Origin of the sequence: Terrimonas ginsenosidimutans (assembly GCF_022012415.1) — a bacterium.
GTDB lineage: Bacteria > Bacteroidota > Bacteroidia > Chitinophagales > Chitinophagaceae > Terrimonas_A > Terrimonas_A ginsenosidimutans.
Map to the genome: position 1 here is coordinate 255913 of NZ_JAKLTR010000006.1, position 19944 is coordinate 275856.

Sequence of the window (19944 nt, forward strand, 5' to 3'; positions counted from 1 at the left end):
ATGATAATATTTCCGGCCTGTTATGGGTGATTTCGAAGAGCTTATGATTGATTACCTATAGCAGCCGCAGCGATGTAACCACTGGTCCAGGCATTCTGAAAATTAAACCCACCCGTTACTCCGTCAACATCTGCAATTTCACCTGCAAAAAACAATCCTCCGATCTTTTTGCTCATCATCGTTGAGGGATCGATCTCTGAAAGATTAACGCCACCCGCTGTTACAAACTCTTCTTTGAATGTCGTTTTACCTTTTACTTCAAACGCGCCTGTCACCATCAGACGGATCAATTGATTCTGCGCTTTCGCCGGAAAATCGGCCCACCTCATATCTTTGTTTGCTCCTGCCTGCTCCAGCATAAATTCCCAAAGCCTTCCAGGAAGCCCAAACGGGTTTTTATTTCCTATCTTTTGTGCAGCCATTCCAAAACGAATTTCCTGTAACCGTTCACGCAACGTGTTTTCATTATAATCAGGTACCCAATTGATACTAACGGAAAACTGCCAGTTCAATGCCGCCAGTTCCCTCGCCCCCCATGCACTTAGTTTAAGTATTCCAGGTCCGCTCATTCCCCAATGCGTGATAAGTAAAGGTCCTTCCTGTTCAAGCTTGCTTCCGTTTATTTTTACCCTGGCTTTTTCAACACTCAAACCCATCAGTTGTGTGATCGGGTTACCGGGCATATTAAATGTAAACAATGATGGAACTGGATCGCTGATCGTATGACCAAGCTCCCGCAACCAGTCGAACATTCCGGTTTTTGGATAACCACCGCAAGCTATGCAAACATAATCAGCAGCCAGCTGGTGCTCATTGCCTGTAGTCAGTATAAATCCGGTGTCTTCTTTTCTGATTGATCTGACCTCCTTGTTCATCAGGATCTCGATCCTGTATCGGTTTGCCTCCTTTAATAAACATTCGATGATCGTCTGCGAAGAATCTGTTACCGGGAACATCCGTCCATCGTTTTCTGCTTTTAACTCTACACCTCTCTCTTTAAACCACTGGATCGTATCAGTTGTGAAGAACTGGTGAAATGTTTTCTTTACAAAATTCCCTCCGCGGGGATATCTTTTAACCATTTCGCTGATCTCGAAACAGGCATGTGTTACATTGCATCTTCCGCCTCCGCTTACTTTCACTTTTGACAGTAGCTTACTGCTTTTTTCAACGATCGTCACCTTCAGCTCAGGATTTATCCTGGCGGCATTCACTGCGCAAAAAAAACCAGCGGCTCCGCCGCCGATCACCACTAAATGTTTACCTGCCATAGTGCAAAAATAAACCCCTCAGGCGAGGGGCTGAACTATTTGATTCTGTATTGTAAAAAGGTGGGGGTTCTCCGCTTCCGCCTTCTCGATAATGCTGTAGTCTGAAAGAATATCCGGACCGTTCTTACGGATCGCCACATCATGTTCAAAGTGAACAGCTGCTTTACCATCACGCGTTTTCACTGTCCAGCCATCACGTTCCGTAAACACATTCTTGGTACCCAGATTGATCATTGGTTCGATCGCTAAAACCATCCCCTCTTTCAATTTCTCCCCATTACCTCTTTTACCGTAATTAGGCACCTGAGGATCTTCATGCATGCTTCTTCCCAAACCGTGACCAACAAGCTCCCTTACCACACCGTAGCCGTGCTTCTTCTCTGTATACTCCTGGATCGCGAAAGCGATATCTCCGATCCTGTTGCCAGGCACGGCTTTCTCAATCCCTTTGTATAATGACTGTTTTGTAACCTGGATAAGTTTCATCACATCTGCCCCCGGATCACCGATCGCAAACGTATACGCATGATCACCGTACCAACCATTCAGCACTACTCCTACGTCTACTGAGATGATATCTCCTTCCTTTAATTCCTTTTTGTTAGGGAATCCATGAACCACCACATCGTTAACAGAAATGCATGAATTGAACGGGTACCCGTTATAGTGAAGAAACGCCGGCTTTGCCTTATTATCGCCGATATACTGCGCCACCATATTATCCAGTTCAAGCGTAGTGATCCCCGGCCGCAGGATCTTCGCCACCTCAGTCAGGGTCCGGCTTACCAGCAACGCACTCTGCCGCATCATCTCGATCTCCTCGTCTGTCTTTAAAATAATCATGGTGCAAATTTAATAAATATTCCGGGGAATCAGAAGCGCCGGGGAGGCGAGATGGGAAGGTTTGGGAGGTTTTCAGAGGTTAGTAAATACTTAGATCCTTAATAAGTAAAAGGGTTCGAGCCGACAATCAATTGTTGGTTGATAAGTGATAAACCTCTGAAACCTCAAAAACGTCTAAACCCTCCAAACCTTCCCAAACAACAAACCCGGCCATTTTCATAGCCGGGTCTGCGATATAAAAGTTCTTTCTTCTTAATACTGAACAGCAGAAGTTGTCTGACGTCCCTGAACGCGGCCGCTTTTCATAAGGCCATCGTACTGGCGCATCAGCAACTGTGTTTCGATCTGCTGGAGTGTATCCAGGATCACACCTACCATGATCAGCAGTGAAGTACCGCCGAAGAAAGTAGAGAATTGCTGTTTAACACCAAGCGTGATCTGAGCAATACCAGGGAGGATACCCACCAGCGCCAGGAGAACTGCTCCAGGCAAAGTGATCCTGTCCATGATGCTACCGATATAGTCAGCAGTTGGCTGACCAGGTTTAACACCCGGGATAAAGCCATTATTTTGCTTCAGGTTATCTGCTATCTGCTTAGGATTAAAGATCAATGCTGTATAAAGGAAAGTAAATCCGATTACTACTACAGAGTAGATCAGCATGTACCAAAGGTTAGTGTGATCTGTGAACATCCTGGCCAGATCCCCCTGTCCCCCTTTACCACCCAAAGTAACAAGTGTCGGAAGGAACATGATCGCCTGAGCGAAGATGATCGGCATTACACCAGCGCTGTTAACTTTCAGTGGGAGGAACTGTCTTGCTCCGCCGAACTGTCTGTTACCAACGATCTGTTTTGCGTAATTAACCGGAACTTTTCTAACACCCTGGATCAGCATGATACAACCCATGATGATAGCGATCAGGATCGCGATCTCAATGATGAATACAAGGATATCCCCTGTACGGGTCGATTTTGCAACCAGTTCCTGGGTAAAAGACTGCGGAAGACGTGCAAGGATACCAACCATGATGATCAGGGAAGTACCGTTACCAAGACCTTTATCAGTGATCTTTTCACCCATCCACATCACGAACATGGTGCCTGCGGTAAGGATCACCACAGTAGACAACAGGAAGTAACGTGAATATTCAGCGATCATTGCCGGAGCATTGGTCTGCTTCAGATAGGTAACATAAGCGGTAGCCTGCAACAGCGTTACCACTACAGTGAGGTAGCGTGTATACTGGTTGATCTTTTTACGCCCGCTATCACCTTCTTTCTGCATCTTCTGGAATTTCGGAACCAGAACGGTCATCAATTGCATGAAGATAGATGCAGAGATATAAGGCATAATACCCAAAGCGAAGATCGAAGCGGTCGAGAAACCACCACCCGCAAAGGTGTTGATCAGATCGAGGATACCGTTTCCACCTGCACTCTGGTTTGCTTCGAGTATCAGCGGATCGATACCGGGCAACACGATGTGGTTACCTACACGGTATATGATGATCAGCACGAGGGTGAAAACAATCTTGCTTCTCAGTTCCTCGATACTCCAGATATTCTTAAGAGTTTGAATTAATTTCTTCACGGGAGTTAAAAAATTTATGATGCCCTCGCTAAAGCTCCGGCATCCGGAGTAAGCCATTACTGGCTCTGTACGCCGTAGCTTCAGCGAAGGCGTAGCAATTTAGTGAAATTTACTTAACAATTTCAACAGACCCGCCAGCTGCCTCAATAGCAGTTTTTGCTTTTTCACTGATAGCGTTTACTTTGAAGGTAAACTTGCCAGTGATCTCGCCGTTAGCCAGGATCTTGATACGATCAGTTTGGCTGATAAGGCCATTGATGTACAGGTTCTCCAGTGAAAATTCAGTGAGATTATATTTTTCAGCCAGTTGATCGATCTGACCAAGGTTCAGCACTTTGTATTCTACGCGGTGAATATTGTTGAATCCACGCTTAGGTACACGACGCTGGATTGGCATCTGACCACCTTCGTGAGCCATTTTCCTTTTGTAACCAGTACGGCTTTGAGCACCTTTTGTACCTTTTGTGGAAGTACCACCATGACCAGAACCGTCACCACGGCCAATTCTCTTTTCTTTGTGTGTTGCGCCTTTTGCAGGTCTTAATTCGTGAAGTTTCATACGTTTAATTTTTACTTACGGGGTTTTTTCCCCTCGCTTGTTAGATAATTAAAAATTCAAAAGTAAAAATTAAAAAGTAAACCTTCAAAACAGTATAGACCATTTTGAATTTTTACTTTCTAATTTTTAATTTATTCCTTTGTTAAGCCTCTTCAACCTTAACCAGGTGCTCCACTTTGCGGACCATACCCAGGATCTGAGGAGTAGCTTCAACTTCTTTTGTAGAATTCGTCTTATTCAGACCCAGTGCCTGGAGAGTCAGTTTCTGGCGCTCTGGTCTGTCGATAGGACTTTTTACTAAAGTTATTTTGATCTTTTTCATAACTAATTCGTTTAAGAAGTTTAAAAGTTTCAGGGTTTAATAGCTTAAGAGTTGATTCGGAAACCGGCAACTTTAAACATTTAAACTTTTAAACATTTAAACTCAGCTTTTTTATCCGTTAAATACTTTCTTCAGACCCAGTGTACGTGTTTTTGCAACCTGAATTGGTTCGCGGAGGAGAGCCAATGCTTTGAATGTTGCTTTTACCACGTTATGTGGATTGGCAGAGCCAAGTGATTTAGCCAGTACGTCTGTAACACCAGCACTTTCCAGCACTGCGCGCATAGAACCTCCGGCGATCACACCAGTACCGTGAGCGGCTGGTTTGATCAGCACTTTAGCTGCACCTTCTTTGGCCCACTGATCATGAGGGATGGTACCCTTCATAACCGGAACCTTGATCAGGTTTTTCTTGGCATCTTCAATACCCTTAGTGATCGCTTCCTGAACTTCTTTTGCTTTGCCCAGGCCATGACCAACTACTCCATTCTCGTTGCCAACTACTACCAGCGCAGAGAAGCTGAAAGCACGTCCGCCTTTTGTAGTTTTAACTACACGGTTGATCGCGACAACTTTATCTTTCAGTTCCAGGTCACCGGCTTTAACCCTGTTTACGTTAAACTTTGACATTTATACTTGTAATTAAAAGTTTGAATGTTGTGTGTTTGCTTAAAATTGAAGACCGCCTTCTCTTGCTCCATCAGCTACAGATTTCACACGGCCATGGTACAGGTAACCTCCGCGGTCAAATATGACGCCTGTCACACCCAACTCAACTGCTTTGCGTGCTACTGCAGCGCCAACCAGCTTGCTTTTTTCAGATTTAGTACCAGCTTGTGCTTTGATGTCTTTATCTTTTGTAGATGCAGCAGCGATTGTTACGCCATTCACATCATCAATGATCTGTGCATAGATATCCGTATTGCTGCGGAAAACAGACAGGCGGGGCTTTGTTGCAGTACCACTAACATTCTTACGGATGTTAAAGCGGATGCGCTGTCTTCTTGCTGTTTTTACTTTACCGTTCATCGTTATTCAGTTTGTTCCTGATTCTGCCAGGAAGAGTTTAAAAAGTTTAAATGTTTAAAAGTTCAAAGTTTAAATGTTTAAAAGGGGCTCTTGCGAAGGCCTAAACTTTTAAACATTTAAACCTTAAACTTTCGAACTATATCTTACTTGCCAGCAGCTTTACCAGCTTTCTTACGTACAACTTCACCAACATAGCGAACACCTTTTCCTTTGTACGGCTCTGGTTTACGCAGGCTGCGCAATTTAGCAGCTACCTGGCCAATCAGTTGTTTATCGATACCTTCCAGGGTAATGATCGGGTTCTGACCTTTTTCCTGTGCAGTAGCTACTTTCAGCTCGTTTGGAATTTCAACCAGAATGTTGTGTGAATAACCCAACGCCAGATCAAGCATATTGCCCTGGTTAGTCGCTTTAAAACCTACACCCACCAACTCAAGTTTGCGTACATATCCATCTGTTACACCTTTCACCAGGTTCGCAACCAGTGCACGGTATAAACCATGCAAAGCGCGGTGACGGATCTGGTCAGTAGGACGTGTAAAGTTTACCTGGTTGTCTTTTACTTCAACAGTAATGTCGCGATCGATCGCTTCTTTCAATTCACCTTTCGGACCTTTTACTGTGATAGTGTTATCCTTGTTTACTGTAACAGTAACACCTGCTGGAATAACTACGGGTTGTTTACCTATACGAGACATGTTTGTCTGATTTTTGTCTCTCCGCCGAAGCTTTAGCGTAGGCGGATCCGACTGTTTATTATTTGGTTTAAGGGTAACCGGTCAGCTTAATAGGTTTTCGGCTTAATGTATCACCCTTCTATCGAAATCCATTCGCGAATGATCCGCGTATTAGTAGATGTAGCAAAGAACTTCACCTCCAACATTCTGGAGCTTCGCATCTTTGTCAGTCATCACTCCTTTAGAGGTAGAGATGATAGCAACACCCAGACCGTTCTTCACACGGCGGAAATCAGCAGGCTTAGAGTACTGGCGCAAACCCGGACGGCTTACTCTCTCCATGCTCTGGATTGCTGGTTGTTTGCTCGTTGGATCATACTTCAGGGCGATCTTGATCACACCTTGCTTAGTATCTTCCTCAAATTTATATTTCAGAATATAGCCCTGATTGTAAAGAATCTCAGTCAAACGTTTCTTCAGATTAGAAGCTGGGATGTCAACCACTCGGTGGCCTGCCATCTGTGCGTTACGGATTCTTGTCAGGAAATCTGCTACAGGATCTGTTACCATGTTTATTGCCCTCCTACGTCCCGGGTTTTAAAGCCGGGATAATTGGAATTTAGTTTAATGTTATAATTTTCTTGTTCGAAGCTATCAGTTTCAAAGTTTAATGTTTAATAGTGTAATAGTTGCCAAACAACTCAGAACTCTCAAACCTTGAACTTTTAAACGTTTAAACTTCTTCTTACCAGCTCGCTTTCTTCAGTCCCGGGATCTTGCCATTCAGCGCCATATCGCGCAGGGCAACCCTGGAGATTCCGAAGTAGCGCACATAGCCTTTAGGACGGCCGGTAAGCTGACAACGGTTCTTTAAACGAACTTTAGAAGAGTTCTTCGGAAGTTCATCCAGAGCAGCGTAGTCACCAGCTTTTTTCAGCTCGGCACGTTTTGCTTCAAACTGGGCAACCATTTTCTCTCTTTTACGTTGCCTGGCTTTTACGGAAGTTTTAGCCATAGTGTTGTTTCTTTTTTATTTTATAAACGCGAATGAATCATCCGCGTAATTAGCGTTTATTAGTTCGCTTCGCCTACAGGCTTAGCGTTTTTGAAAGGCATACCCAGTTCTTTCAACAGCTCGTAAGCTTCTTCGTCTGTATTCGCTGTTGTAACGAAAGTGATATCAAGACCAGTGATCTTGTTCACTTTGTCGATGTCGATCTCAGGGAAGATGATCTGCTCAGTAACGCCCAGTGTATAGTTACCACGGCCGTCGAAAGCTTTTTCATTAACACCTTTGAAGTCACGCACGCGGGGGAGCGCAACAGAGATCAACCTGTCGAGGAACTCGTACATCTTCTCACCGCGCAGGGTAACCCTTGCACCGATCGGCATGTTCTTACGCAGTTTGAAGTTTGAGATATCCTTTTTAGACATGGTAGGAACCGCTTTCTGGCCGCTGATAGTTGTCAGCTCATCCAGTGCGATATCAACCAGTTTTTTATCAGAAACAGCTCCGTTAACACCACGGTTAAGGCAGATCTTCTCCAGTTTAGGAGCCTGCATAACAGTTTCGTAGCTGAATTTTTTTACAAGGGCAGGTACAACGTCTTTTTTGTACTTGTCTGCCAGTCTTGGAGCGTATGATTTAGTTGCCATTATTTTTTACCTCCCTGAGTTTTAGTTTTAAAAACCCTTTCAGTCTTGCCCTCAGCATTCTTCACTTTAGACACTTTTGCACCTTTCTTCTGAGCAGCATCCCAAAGCATTACATTGCTGATATGGATCGGCGCCTCTTTCTTCACAATACCACCTTTAGTGTTTTGTGCAGAAGGTTTTGTATGCTTGGTAATGATGTTAACACCTTCAACGATCACTTTAGCATCTTCCACCAATACTTCCTTAACGACACGGGGTTTATCCAACGCCTTATCGTCTCCGGCGATAACCACAACACTATCGCCCTTGCGGATATTGTATTTGGGTTTGAATCTTGTTTTCATTTTATTCTAATCTTTACTCCGTTTTTGCGGAATTGTTTAAATAGTTAGCGATCTGTTCCATCAGCCGTAGCTTCAGCGTTGGCTGACTCTGCGAACGAAGGCTTTTCTTAAAGAACCTCAGGAGCCAGAGACACGATCTTCATGTACCCTTTATCACGCAGTTCACGTGCAACTGGTCCGAAGATACGGGTACCACGAGGCTCATCTGCCTGGTTCAGGATCACCACAGCATTGTCATCAAAGCGGATATAAGATCCGTCTTTACGACGCAGTTTGTTGGTGGTACGAACGATCACCGCTTTTGCTACAGTTCCTTTTTTGATACCACCCGCAGGGATCGCATCTTTTACTGTAACTACGATTTTATCGCCGATGCCTGCATAACGCTGGCCGCTGTTGCCCAGTACACGGATGCAAAGCACCTCTTTGGCGCCACTGTTGTCCGCTACGTTCAATCGGCTTTCTTGCTGAATCATCTTACTTAGCTTTTAGCTTTTATTGGCCAGGTTAATCCCAACCTTAATGTTTATTACTAGTCCCTCAAACCACATCCCTGCAGCAGGAGGATTGCCCGCCCCGGGTCAAAGCCCGGGGTGACAGCGCGAAGAGTTATTTCACTTTTTCAACAACCTCAACCAGTCTCCAGCGTTTTGTTTTGCTGAGAGGACGGGTTTCCATGATCTTCACAACGTCACCGATGCTGCACTCATTCTTGTCATCATGAGCATGGAACTTGGTAGTCTTCTTTACGAACTTACCATAGATAGGGTGTTTTACTTTTCTTTCAACCGCAACAGTAATGGTTTTAGTCATTTTGTTGCTGGTAACAACACCAATCCTTGTTTTTCTTAAATTTCTTTCAGCCATTTTATTTAGCTTTTTTTATTATGCTCCTTGTTGCTTTGCGTTCAGTGCCGTGCTCAGGCGGGCGATATCCCTGCGCAGACCGCGGATAGTCATCGGATTCTCCAAAGGAGAGATCGCGTGAGCAAACTCAAGTTTTTTCAACCGTTGTTTGTCTTCTTCCAGACGCGCTTTCAGGTCAGTCTCGTTCAGATCCTGAATGCTTTTTAAAAAATCTGTTTTCTTTGACATCGTCTTAGATTTATAGAGTTATTACGCAGTTACCAGGTCACGGCGTGTCACAAACTTTGTTTTGATCGGCAATTTACCTGCAGCCAGTCCCAGAGAAGCGCGTGCAACTTCTTCGCTTACACCATCGATCTCAAAGATGATACGGCCTGGTTTTACCACGGCAGCCCAGAACTCCAGGTTACCTTTACCTTTACCCATCCTTACCTCAAGAGGCTTACGGGTGATTGGTTTATCAGGGAAAATGCGGATCCACACATTACCTTCCCTTTTCATTTCACGGGTCAAAGCCTGACGGGCAGCTTCAATCTGACGGTCAGTGATCCAGTGTTGATCCAAAGCTTTCAGGGCATAAGAGCCAAAAGAAATAGTTGTACCTCTTTTCGCGTCGCCTTTCATACGACCCTTCTGCATTTTCCTGTGCTTCGTTCTTTTCGGTTGTAACATTGTTTATAGTTTCTAGTTACTTGAATGATTTGCTGTTGAATTAAAAATTAAAAAGTAAAAATTAAAAAACCTTGAGGGGATCATTTCCGACACCGTCGGTTTCTACTTTTGAATTTTTAATTTTTAATTTTTACTTACCCCTGTTGACGTTGTCCGCCGCCACGGTTACCACCGCCGCCGCCACGGTTGCCACCACCTCTGCGGTCACCACCACCTCTGCGGTCATCACGACGGTCATGACGGTCATCACCACCTCTTCTGTCGTTACCACCCTGGCTGTTACCTGCAATGATGTTAGGGTTCAGATCACGTTTCTGCAGTACTTCACCTTTACAGATCCATACTTTGATACCGATCTTACCGTATACAGTTTGCGCGAATACGTTTGCATAATCAATATCCATACGGAACGTATGCAACGGTACACGACCTTGTTTGAATTCCTCGCTACGTGCGATCTCTGCACCAGCCAGACGGCCGCTCAGTTTGATCTTGATACCTTCAGCACCCATACGGAGAGCAGAAGCGATCGCCATCTTTGTTGCACGTTTGAAGTTGATCCTGTTCTCGATCTGACGCGCAATCGTATCACCTACGATCATCGCATCCAGCTCAGGACGACGGATCTCCAAAATGTTGATCTGCACATCATCTTTACCAGTCAGTTTCTTCAGCTCTTCTTTGATGCGATCAACTTCACCACCACCTTTACCGATAATGATACCAGGCTTGGAGGTATGAATAGTGATAATCAGTTTACCTAATGTTCTTTCGATAACAATTTTAGAGATACCGCCTTTATTGATACGGGCGTTCAGGTAAGTCCTGATTTTGTTATCCTCGATCAGTTTGGAAGCATAATCTTTTTTGCTGCCATACCAGTTAGATTCCCATCCACGGATGATGCCTAACCTGTTACCGATCGGATTTGCTTTTTGACCCATGTTTATTTAGGTTATTCGTTATTAGGTTTAGTTTTTAGATTCCTTTGTGTCAACAATCACGGTGACGTGGTTGCTGCGCTTGCGAACGCGGTATCCACGGCCTTGTGGTGCAGGGCGCATACGTTTCAGTGTACGTGCTCCGTCAACAAAGATTGTTTTCACAACCAGCTCGCTCACATCGCCACCTTCATTCTTTTGCTTCCAGTTGCTGATCGCGCTCAACACCAGTTTACGCAAAGGCACTGCAGGGTGCTTGGGGTTGAACTCCAGTTCTGCTAACACCTTCTCTACTTTCTGACCACGGATGAGGTCAGCCAGTAAACGCATTTTGCGTGGTGATGTCGGATAATTTCTCAGTTTAGCTACTGCTTCCATTATTATTCTTTTATGAGTTTAAAGGTTTAAAAGCTTAAGGATTTAAAAGTTTAAGGTTCTGTGTCAGTCTAAACATTTAAACATTAAACTTTAGAACTTTTAAACAAACATTAATCTTTTTTAGAGTGTCCTTTGAATGTACGTGTCGGTGCAAATTCTCCCAGCTTGTGACCCACCATGAATTCTGTTACATACACAGGGATGAATTTGTTGCCGTTGTGCACAGCGAACGTATGACCAACAAAATCAGGAGAGATCGTAGAGCGACGGCTCCATGTTTTGATCACGCCTTTTTTGCTTTTTCCTTCGTTCATAGTCAACACCTTTTTTTCAAGGTGAGTTGCTATATAAGGACCTTTTTTTATCGAACGAGCCATGTGACTATTTTGATTTTAATTAGTAGTGCTGTTTACTTCGCGAGTTTGCTTCCGTTTTTACGCTGGATGATCAGTTTATCACTGCCTTTTCCTTTCGTACGGGTTTTCAGACCTCTTGAGTATTGACCATTACGGCTGCGAGGCTGGCCACCTGAAGCTTTACCTTCACCACCACCCATCGGGTGATCTACTGGGTTCATCGCAACACCACGGTTTCTTGGTTTGATACCTTTCCAACGGTTACGTCCTGCTTTACCCATGCTCTGGAGAGAGTGATCGCTGTTGCTCACCACACCAACTGTAGCGAAACAGTTGATCAATACTTTTCTCAACTCACCAGAAGGCATTTTCAGTACAGCATACCTTTCTTCCTTGTTCGTCAATTGAGCAGAAGAACCTGCGCTACGCGCGAGTTTACCACCCTGACCAGGCTGCATCTCGATGTTATGGATATTAGTACCGAGAGGCATATTTTTCATCAGAAGGGCATTCCCGATCTCAGGAGCTACAGCTTCACCAGCTTCTACCGTTGCACCTACTTCCAGACCTTGTGGAGCCAGGATATAACGTTTTTCACCATCTGCATAGTTCAACAGAGCGATGAATGCTGTACGGTTCGGATCATACTCGATAGATGCTACAGTTGCAACACCAGTCTTATTACGTTTGAAATCGATGATACGGTATTTCTTCTTGTGACCACCGCCTCTGTAGCGCATGGACAAATGACCAGAAGAGTTACGGCCACCGGTTCTTGGTTTTGCTTCTACCAGTGTCTTTTCAGGCACATTGGTAGTGATCTCTGCGTATGCATTACCGATTCTCCAACGTGTACCGGCTGTTACGGGTTTAAATTTTCTTAATGCCATTTTGTAAGTAAAAATTCAAAATTCAAAATCAACACTTCGCGGCGGTTGTATGCCATTCTGTTATTGTTAGTTTATAAACTAACAATAACACTAGATGTTCGAGTACAAATCGATACTCTCACCTTCAGCTACAGTCACATAAGCTTTTTTGTAAGCAGGCTTGCGGCCATTGATCACACCAGCTTTAGTGAAGCGGCTTTTGTTTTTGCCTGGAACCACTGCTGTATTAACAGTAACAACATTCACGTTGTAAAAGCCTTCAATAGCTTTTTTGATTTCCAGTTTGTTTGCTTTCCTGGCCACTTTGAAAGCATAGCGACGCAGGGACTCCTGCTGGGCGTTTGCCTTTTCAGTCAAAATTGGCTTGATCAGTACTTCAGAAAGGTTCATCTCAATTCTTTTATTAGGTTATCCTCCTACGCTAAAGCTTCGGCGGATTTATTCATTTTTATTACGCTTCCGCTTTATCATCTCCGAAGATCTTCGCTGCACTTTCAGTGAGTACGAGTACTTCAGAGTTAACAATATCGTAAGTGTTGATATCAGCCAGCACCACGCCGAGTACAGAAGGTACGTTGCGTGTAGACAGATACAGGTTGTCGCTGAACTCCGGAGTGATGAACATCGCTTTTTTATTAGCTACATTCAGTTTACCGAGGATGTCAACAAACGTTTTGGTTTTTGGAGCATCCAGGTTGATGTCTTCAACAACTACGATCGCATTTTCTTTTGCTTTGTAAGCCAGTGCAGAGATCTTCGCCAGGTCTTTCACTTTACGGTTCAGTTTGAAATCGTAAGAGTGAGGTTTTGGTCCGAAGATGGTACCACCACCTTTATACAGAGGGTTACGGATGTTACCTTTACGGCTGCCACCAGTACCTTTCTGACGGTGCAGCTTGCGGCTTGCACCTTTAACCTCAGCACGGGTCTTAACTTTGTGTGTACCCTGACGCTGAGCAGCCAGGAATTGTTTAACGGCCAGGTAGATGACGTGGTCATTTGGCTCGATCCCGAAGATATCGTCGGGCAGTTCCACTGTTCTGCCTGTGTTTTGTCCTTGTGTATTTAAAACTTGAACTTGCATTTTCTAATTTTTTTATTGTTATACGTAGTCTCCAGACTACGTATAGCTTATTTCTGGATCAGTACGATAGAACCGATATGACCTGGTACTGAACCGCTAACCAGGATATAGTTTTTCTCAGCGAAAACCTTAACGATTTTCAGACCTTTCATTTTCACACGATCAGTACCCATACGGCCGGCCATGCGAACACCCTTCATAACGCGGCTTGCGTCAGAAGAGTTACCCAATGAACCTGGGGCACGCTGACGGTCATGCTGGCCGTGGGACTGTTGACCCACACCGGCAAAACCATGGCGCTTAACTACACCCTGGAAACCTTTACCCTTAGTAGTACCTACTACTTCAACTTTTTCGCCTTCAGCGAAAATGTCTGTGGTAATTGTTTCACCAATATTTTTTTCGATAGAAAAGTTGCGGAATTCTTTAGAGAATCTTTTTGGAGCTGTCTGAGCTTTTGCGAAGTGATTTACTTCAGACTTAGTGGAGTGCTTTTCTTTTTTGTCGCCAAAAGAAAGCTGGAGAGCATCATACCCGTCATTAGCGGTTGTCTTAACCTGGGTAACTACACAGGGACCTGCTTCAATGATCGTACAGGCGATCTGCTTGCCCGTGGGATCGAAGATGCTGGTCATCCCAATCTTTTTACCAATAATTCCTTTCATTGTTTGTTGTTTGTGCCAACATCAGGATTATTGGGACAGTGTTATTAGTTGTTTCAAGTGTTGTCAGTAGTATCTGACTACTGACGTCGTTAGTCAAAGACTAACGACAACCCACAATTGAAAGTTAATAACTCTTCAATCCCCGTTCGCCAACGACCTTTTCCTTTCTGGGGAAGTACCGTTGGTAAACAAACCCTGAATGGCTTGTTTTATGTAATGTGCCAGAGCTCTTTTCTGAACGCGAATGGAGCACGAATGACCGCGAATAAACGCGAATGCATTCCTGTCGGTTTCGCAAACTCATTGAGAGAGTAGCAAAAATTTAATTCAATTTGTAAGAACTTTTCTGGCCATTAAGACAGCATTCGCGTCTATTCGCGGCCATTTGCGATCATTCGCGAAGTACTACGCTTTGATCTCTACTTCAACACCACTAGGCAGATCCAGTTTGCTCAACGCATCTACTGTACGGCTTGAAGAAGTGTAAATGTCCAACAGACGCTTGTGCGTAGCCAATTGGAACTGCTCACGACTCTTCTTATTCACGTGTGGAGAACGCAGTACGGTAAAGATCTTGGTACGTGTAGGCAGAGGAATAGGACCTGTTACTACAGCACCTGTGCTGCGAACTGTTTTAACGATCTTTTCAGCTGATTTATCTACCAGGTTGTGATCGTAAGACTGTAATTTGATTCTGATTCGCTGAGACATTTTGTAAATCCCAATTTTTCTTTTGGGAGTGCAAAGGTATGTTTACCGGTTATACCGTCCAAATAGTTGGGCAACAATTTTGAACTATTGTGCCCAATATTTGTCATTTTTTTCCACCAGCCTGCCCCGGATGAAGCTTTACCGCTAATGCTGAAAACGCTGCGAACCCTAAATGCTCCACTCTAAGGCTTTGACCCTCATTCATCTGCAATGGAATCCGGCGATGATCCGCCTCGTCTGCGACCTTTTTCTCCAGCTTCCAGCCATCCAGCACAATTTTATCATCAAGGTATATTCTTACCGCCCCCTGCCAGGTAACTGAAAGTTCAAAACTGCCGGACCTGCCGACCCTGGTACCGGCCGTTGTGATGAACTGCTGCAGGGTCCGGTCTGCCAGCTTCAACCCTCCCCACCAGGTGTAATTCAGCTCCTGGACAGTATCTCTCCTGACGGGCGCCATCCTGGCGGTCGGCGAAAAGAGACTCTGCTCTTTCAGCGGATTGTAATAAGCCGTATCAAGAGAATACCACAGTACATTCCATTGCAAAGGCTGGAAATACCGGCGGAACTGGAATGGATAGGCTGTCTTTGCAGCCCTGTTCCTGCCAAACGGATCCGTGAACGCTTTACCCAGGTAGTCAAGGCGCAGGATAATATCTGTCCCAGCACTGCTCTCCTGCCTCTTCGCCCGGATCGTGGCCGGGAAGCCGCCGCGCCTGTGGGAGATGCTGTCCAGGCCCCTGGCTTCTTTTACCAGCCAGCTTCCCTCGGGTCCCAGTATCTCGAACTCCATCCATCCGCTGGAGTCCGTCGGGTTGACATTCCAGATGATCGGGTAATTGAAATCGTAAGGCCCCCACTCCGTCATGCGGATATTCTTCCGGCCCGCCCATTTACTGCTGCCTTTAAAAGGATCACCAGCCGGCAGATCAGGGATCAAAGGAAGGGAGTCCTTTTCCTCCTCCGCGATTATCTCGTAATAAAGAGTTGTATCCAGCCCGGTAACCGTATCATCCATCCTGTAAACCGCTTCACTGCCCGAGAAGGTATTGCTGAAGATATTGAGATCCTGTGTTCTTTTCAGATCGAATACCACCGGATTCCGGTTGAAACTATTGGAAACCATTGTATAGTTGCGGCTCCTCGTATCACGCTTTTGCGCATAGCCCCAATCCGGCACCTGAGTATTATTAGCCCAGATCCTGATCGCCTGGCGATCCTGGTCAAACAGGTTGTAGGAAATGCTGTTATCCTGACCATGTTCTATAGCAATGCCGACCTTATTGTTGCGGAACCGGTTATGGCGGATCGTGGTATTATAACTATAGCCGCCCCAGATCCCGTTCTCACATTCGTATATCCTGTTTCCGTTTACCGTATTTGAACTGAATGTCAATTCAATGCCATTCGTAGCGGCATAGGAAAAATCGTTGGCTAACAACACGTTGCCATTACAGCCGCCCGCACCGCTGTCCATGGTTGTTTGCCCGGCCCACAGAAAAAAGCCATCACCCCCATGGGTCACATTGTTTTTATAGACCAGGTTATTATTACACTGTTCAAATGCCAGGATCCCGGCGCTATCCTGCCCACGTTGATAAACGCCATGGCTGTAGCCACGGATATTATAGATAAGCCGGTTATAGAGTATTCTATTGCCGGAAGAACGATAAAGGCCGATGCCCAGCCCCGAATTGAACGAAAAGTCGTTATGGGAGATCTGCGCCCCGGAGCACCGCGTCATCAGCAGGCCGTTCTGATTGCCCGATGCCTTACTGTTCCTGATGACGGCATTGCGGCAGTCAATAAGGCAGATACCGGCCCCGTACCGGTTCCATTCGTTGTTTTCGTTGTGATGATAGCTCAGCCAGTCTGACACATCTTCTTTTTGCTGGGTGCTTTGCAGGCGCGGCCTGTAATTATAGCTGAAATCACCGTTTTCAATAACCAGGTTCTCCACGTTCCGGACAAGCAATGCGATCTTGTATCCCTTAATTGTAAGATTTCTGACGGTCACCTTGTTACTGTTGCGGATCTCCACTGCAATACCGGTAAAACGATCTGGGTTGGAGACATCTGAACTGCCCTGCAGAACGGCCCCGTTAAAATCCACCGTAATATCATTCCCCTCGATGACGATTGCAGCCGCTTCCCCGGAAGCCGCAAGTGGATAAGTCTTGTTAACTGCCTTCACATTTTTGTTAATATTTAAACCATGTCTCAAGTTTAGCTGCTGTGCTAACAAGTAGTTGGGGAAAAAAAGTAACAGTACACAAACAGCCGTTAATCGTATCATTGGTTTGGATCTTTTATGCTGACAAGGTAGTAGAAAATGCAGATTTCAGGAATGAAGAAAAATAATGAGGTATAAAGCGTTGACCAGTGTCTCTATATAAAAGAAAAGGACTCAGTGATGAGTCCTTAACCTTTTGACATTGTGTTTTTCATAAAACGGCTTATGCCTTACGTACAAAGATTTTAAAAACGGAGTGAGTTCTGGCGAAAAATAGCAAAACCGATGCCATTATAAGCAAATGGGGTTGATCTAAGTTAAGTAATTTTTAAACTCCGTGAATATCCGGGGGAAAATATTTTTAAATAATTATTTCGGGATGAGTCCGCACTGGTTTGTTTGGGTTTGGAAGGTTTGGAGGTTTCGTGGGTTTAATAAGCTTCCGGAGGTTGAACGTTTGGAAAAGTAGAGTCTGATGCCAATATGACTGGTGAACAACCTCCCAACCTCTTATACCTCCGAAACTTCCCCCCACAAAAAAAGCCCCGGATCGAAATCCGGGGCTTACATATACAAAGAATTCTTCTTTAAAATTATGCGTTCACTTTTCCTTTCACTTTCGCGATCACCTCTTCAGAGATGTTCGCTGGAGCAGGAGCATAGTGAGAGAACTCCATGGTAGAAGACGCACGGCCGGAAGAAAGGGAACGAAGCTGCGTTACGTAACCGAACATTTCGCTCAGCGGAACTTTAGCTTTGATCACCTCTGCACCTGCACGGCTGTCCATACCTTCCATCATACCGCGACGGCGGTTCAGGTCACCTGTCACATCACCCATGTACTGAGCTGGTGTGATCACTTCAACTTTCATGATCGGCTCCAGGAGAACTGGTTTAGCCTTTCTTGCAGCTTCACGGAAACCTTGTTTAGCACAAAGTTCGAATGACATACCATCGGAGTCAACCGCGTGGAAGCTACCGTCGAATACACGGATCTTCATGTTGTCAACAGGGTAGTTCGCAAGAACACCAGTTGTCATAGAAGCTTCGAAGCCTTTCTGGATCGGCTGGATGAACTCACGAGGGATAGAACCACCCACGATATTGTTGACGAACTGGAAGCTCTTATCAGGGTTTTCCGCTTTCCATTCTGCATCAACAGGTCCGATAGAGAATTCGATATCAGCGAATTTACCACGACCACCGGTTTGTTTTTTCAACGTCTCACGGTGTTCGATAGTAATGTTGAATGCTTCTTTGTAAGCAACCTGAGGAGCACCCTGGTTAACTTCTACTTTAAACTCACGACGCATACGGTCGATGATGATCTCCAGGTGAAGCTCACCCATACCACGCAGGATGGTCTGGCCAGTATCTTCATCTGTATTTACACGCAGTGTAGGATCTTCTTCAACGAGTTTAGCGATCGCCATACCCATTTTATCCACGTCAGCCTGAGTTTTAGGTTCAACCGCGATCGCGATCACCGGCTCAGGGATGAACATATTCTCCAAAGTGATCGGGTGGTTCTCATCACAGAGTGTATCACCGGTTTTGATCTCTTTGAAACCTACTGCCGCACCGATATCACCAGCTTCGATGAAGTCGATCGGGTTCTGCTTGTTAGCAAACATTTTCATGATACGGCTGATACGCTCTTTCTTACCGCTTCTTACGTTCAGAACATAAGAACCAGCGTCGAGGTGGCCGGAATAGCACCGGAAGAATGCAAGACGACCTACGAACGGATCGGTCATGATCTTAAATGCCAGTGCAGCGAAAGGAGCTTTCGGATCCGCTTTACGCGTTTCTTCAGCACCAGTATCAGGGTTTGTACCGATCGTATCAGGAATGTCGATTGGTGAAGGCAGGTAACGGCAAACCGCATCCAGTGCAGTTTGTACACCTTTGTTCTTGAAAGATGAACCGCACATCATTGGAACGATGCTCAGGTCAACAGTTGCTTTACGCACTGCTTCGTGAATTTCGTCTTCAGTGATCGAGTTTGGATCATCAAAGAATTTCTCCATCAGTCTGTCATCATATTCAGCGATCGCTTCAACGAGGCTCGCTCTCCACTCTTCTGCTTCTTCTTTCATGTCTGCAGGGATCTCGATCTCATCGAAAGTCATACCTTCTGTTTCCATGTGCCAGATGATCCCTTTCATTTTGATCAGATCCACCACACCTTTGAAATCATCTTCAGCACCGATCGGAAGCTGCAAAGGAACTGCTTTAGAACCCAGCATTTCTTTCACCTGCTTAACTACGTTAAGGAAGTCAGCACCTGAACGGTCCATTTTATTTACGAAACCGATACGCGGAACGCCATAACGGTTAGCCTGACGCCATACAGTCTCAGATTGAGGTTCTACACCGTCAACCGCAGAGAACAAAGCGATCAGACCGTCGAGTACACGCATAGAACGTTCTACTTCTACAGTAAAGTCCACGTGACCCGGAGTATCGATAATGTTGAAAGAGTACTTCTTTGTGTCTGCAGTTTGCTTACCCAATACAGTTGGGAAGTTCCACTGGCAGCTCACCGCCGCAGAGGTAATGGTGATACCTCTTTCTTTTTCCTGCTCCATCCAGTCGGTGGTAGCAGCACCGTCGTGTACTTCGCCAATACGGTGGATCATACCTGTGTAGCGCAGGATACGCTCAGTCGTTGTGGTCTTACCAGCATCAATGTGTGCGGCAATACCAAAGTTTCTCTGAAATTTTAAGTCGGCCATGACTATTTGATTTGAGTTTATTTTCTGAAAAAAGATTGATCTGTGTTGCAAACAATAGCGTCCGGATGTTGTCCTTTACGGGCTGTTAAGACCCTGACGGCTATTAAAAAATTTG

General features: G+C 45.1%; 26 protein-coding genes. All 26 read right to left on the bottom strand.

From position 1 onward, the window contains the following. Positions 1–41 precede the first annotated feature (41 nt). Positions 42–1271 (bottom strand): BaiN/RdsA family NAD(P)/FAD-dependent oxidoreductase, encoded by a 1230-nt coding sequence (locus LZZ85_RS11565; RefSeq protein WP_237871798.1) that lies wholly within the window; start codon positions 1269–1271, stop codon positions 42–44. 18 nt (positions 1272–1289) lie between these two features. Beyond that, on the bottom strand, positions 1290–2114 hold the full coding sequence (gene map / locus LZZ85_RS11570; protein ID WP_237871800.1) for a type I methionyl aminopeptidase: 825 nt from the start codon (positions 2112–2114) through the stop codon (positions 1290–1292). A gap of 252 nt (positions 2115–2366) precedes the next feature. Next, on the bottom strand, positions 2367–3707 hold the full coding sequence (gene secY / locus LZZ85_RS11575; RefSeq protein WP_237871802.1) for a preprotein translocase subunit SecY: 1341 nt from the start codon (positions 3705–3707) through the stop codon (positions 2367–2369). Positions 3708–3816: 109 nt separating this feature from the next. Further along, the gene (gene rplO, locus LZZ85_RS11580) at positions 3817–4266 is read right to left on the bottom strand and encodes a 50S ribosomal protein L15 (protein WP_237871804.1); all 450 of its coding nucleotides are present in this window, start codon (positions 4264–4266) and stop codon (positions 3817–3819) included. A gap of 142 nt (positions 4267–4408) precedes the next feature. Further along, a complete protein-coding gene (gene rpmD, locus LZZ85_RS11585) occupies positions 4409–4588 on the bottom strand; it encodes a 50S ribosomal protein L30 (RefSeq protein WP_038097901.1) in 180 nt (59 codons plus the stop codon). Between the two features lie 111 nt (positions 4589–4699). Continuing rightward, positions 4700–5218, bottom strand: a complete 519-nt coding sequence (gene rpsE, locus LZZ85_RS11590; RefSeq protein ID WP_237871806.1) for a 30S ribosomal protein S5 — start codon at positions 5216–5218, stop codon at positions 4700–4702. 39 nt (positions 5219–5257) lie between these two features. Continuing rightward, positions 5258–5617, bottom strand: a complete 360-nt coding sequence (rplR, locus tag LZZ85_RS11595; RefSeq protein WP_237871808.1) for a 50S ribosomal protein L18 — start codon at positions 5615–5617, stop codon at positions 5258–5260. A 143-nt stretch (positions 5618–5760) separates the two neighbouring features. After that, positions 5761–6315: a 50S ribosomal protein L6 gene (rplF, locus tag LZZ85_RS11600; RefSeq protein ID WP_237871810.1), complete on the bottom strand. Its 555-nt coding sequence runs from the start codon at positions 6313–6315 to the stop codon at positions 5761–5763. Between the two features lie 150 nt (positions 6316–6465). Then, the gene (rpsH, locus tag LZZ85_RS11605) at positions 6466–6864 is read right to left on the bottom strand and encodes a 30S ribosomal protein S8 (RefSeq protein WP_237871812.1); all 399 of its coding nucleotides are present in this window, start codon (positions 6862–6864) and stop codon (positions 6466–6468) included. Between the two features lie 175 nt (positions 6865–7039). Further along, the gene (gene rpsN, locus LZZ85_RS11610; RefSeq protein WP_237871815.1) at positions 7040–7309 is read right to left on the bottom strand and encodes a 30S ribosomal protein S14; all 270 of its coding nucleotides are present in this window, start codon (positions 7307–7309) and stop codon (positions 7040–7042) included. A gap of 59 nt (positions 7310–7368) precedes the next feature. Continuing rightward, positions 7369–7950 (bottom strand): 50S ribosomal protein L5, encoded by a 582-nt coding sequence (rplE, locus tag LZZ85_RS11615; RefSeq protein ID WP_237871817.1) that lies wholly within the window; start codon positions 7948–7950, stop codon positions 7369–7371. Continuing rightward, positions 7950–8294: a 50S ribosomal protein L24 gene (gene rplX / locus LZZ85_RS11620; protein WP_237871819.1), complete on the bottom strand. Its 345-nt coding sequence runs from the start codon at positions 8292–8294 to the stop codon at positions 7950–7952. Before rplX ends, rplE begins: the two co-directional genes overlap by 1 nt. Before the next feature lie 107 nt (positions 8295–8401). Beyond that, on the bottom strand, positions 8402–8770 hold the full coding sequence (gene rplN / locus LZZ85_RS11625) for a 50S ribosomal protein L14 (protein ID WP_237871820.1): 369 nt from the start codon (positions 8768–8770) through the stop codon (positions 8402–8404). A gap of 133 nt (positions 8771–8903) precedes the next feature. After that, the gene (rpsQ, locus tag LZZ85_RS11630) at positions 8904–9161 is read right to left on the bottom strand and encodes a 30S ribosomal protein S17 (RefSeq protein ID WP_038097878.1); all 258 of its coding nucleotides are present in this window, start codon (positions 9159–9161) and stop codon (positions 8904–8906) included. Between the two features lie 18 nt (positions 9162–9179). Continuing rightward, the gene (gene rpmC, locus LZZ85_RS11635) at positions 9180–9389 is read right to left on the bottom strand and encodes a 50S ribosomal protein L29 (RefSeq protein ID WP_237871822.1); all 210 of its coding nucleotides are present in this window, start codon (positions 9387–9389) and stop codon (positions 9180–9182) included. Positions 9390–9410: 21 nt separating this feature from the next. Next, positions 9411–9833: a 50S ribosomal protein L16 gene (gene rplP / locus LZZ85_RS11640; protein WP_237871824.1), complete on the bottom strand. Its 423-nt coding sequence runs from the start codon at positions 9831–9833 to the stop codon at positions 9411–9413. 134 nt (positions 9834–9967) lie between these two features. Further along, positions 9968–10777, bottom strand: coding sequence for a 30S ribosomal protein S3 (rpsC, locus tag LZZ85_RS11645; protein ID WP_237871826.1), 810 nt, complete (start codon positions 10775–10777; stop codon positions 9968–9970). A 27-nt stretch (positions 10778–10804) separates the two neighbouring features. Next, a complete protein-coding gene (gene rplV / locus LZZ85_RS11650; RefSeq protein ID WP_237871828.1) occupies positions 10805–11152 on the bottom strand; it encodes a 50S ribosomal protein L22 in 348 nt (115 codons plus the stop codon). A gap of 110 nt (positions 11153–11262) precedes the next feature. Beyond that, positions 11263–11529: a 30S ribosomal protein S19 gene (gene rpsS / locus LZZ85_RS11655; protein ID WP_237871830.1), complete on the bottom strand. Its 267-nt coding sequence runs from the start codon at positions 11527–11529 to the stop codon at positions 11263–11265. Between the two features lie 32 nt (positions 11530–11561). Next, positions 11562–12398, bottom strand: a complete 837-nt coding sequence (rplB, locus tag LZZ85_RS11660) for a 50S ribosomal protein L2 (RefSeq protein ID WP_237871832.1) — start codon at positions 12396–12398, stop codon at positions 11562–11564. A gap of 90 nt (positions 12399–12488) precedes the next feature. Beyond that, positions 12489–12788 carry a 50S ribosomal protein L23 gene (gene rplW / locus LZZ85_RS11665; protein WP_237871833.1) on the bottom strand — a complete coding sequence of 100 codons (300 nt, stop codon included), beginning with the start codon at positions 12786–12788 and terminating at the stop codon, positions 12489–12491. Between the two features lie 61 nt (positions 12789–12849). Beyond that, positions 12850–13482: a 50S ribosomal protein L4 gene (gene rplD / locus LZZ85_RS11670; protein WP_237871836.1), complete on the bottom strand. Its 633-nt coding sequence runs from the start codon at positions 13480–13482 to the stop codon at positions 12850–12852. Between the two features lie 47 nt (positions 13483–13529). After that, positions 13530–14147: a 50S ribosomal protein L3 gene (gene rplC, locus LZZ85_RS11675; RefSeq protein WP_237871838.1), complete on the bottom strand. Its 618-nt coding sequence runs from the start codon at positions 14145–14147 to the stop codon at positions 13530–13532. 405 nt (positions 14148–14552) lie between these two features. Then, positions 14553–14858 (bottom strand): 30S ribosomal protein S10, encoded by a 306-nt coding sequence (gene rpsJ, locus LZZ85_RS11680; RefSeq protein ID WP_038097842.1) that lies wholly within the window; start codon positions 14856–14858, stop codon positions 14553–14555. Positions 14859–14961: 103 nt separating this feature from the next. After that, a complete protein-coding gene (locus LZZ85_RS11685) occupies positions 14962–17052 on the bottom strand; it encodes a right-handed parallel beta-helix repeat-containing protein (protein ID WP_237871840.1) in 2091 nt (696 codons plus the stop codon). A gap of 632 nt (positions 17053–17684) precedes the next feature. Continuing rightward, a complete protein-coding gene (gene fusA / locus LZZ85_RS11690) occupies positions 17685–19829 on the bottom strand; it encodes an elongation factor G (protein WP_237871842.1) in 2145 nt (714 codons plus the stop codon). Between the last annotated feature and the right edge of the window lie 115 nt (positions 19830–19944).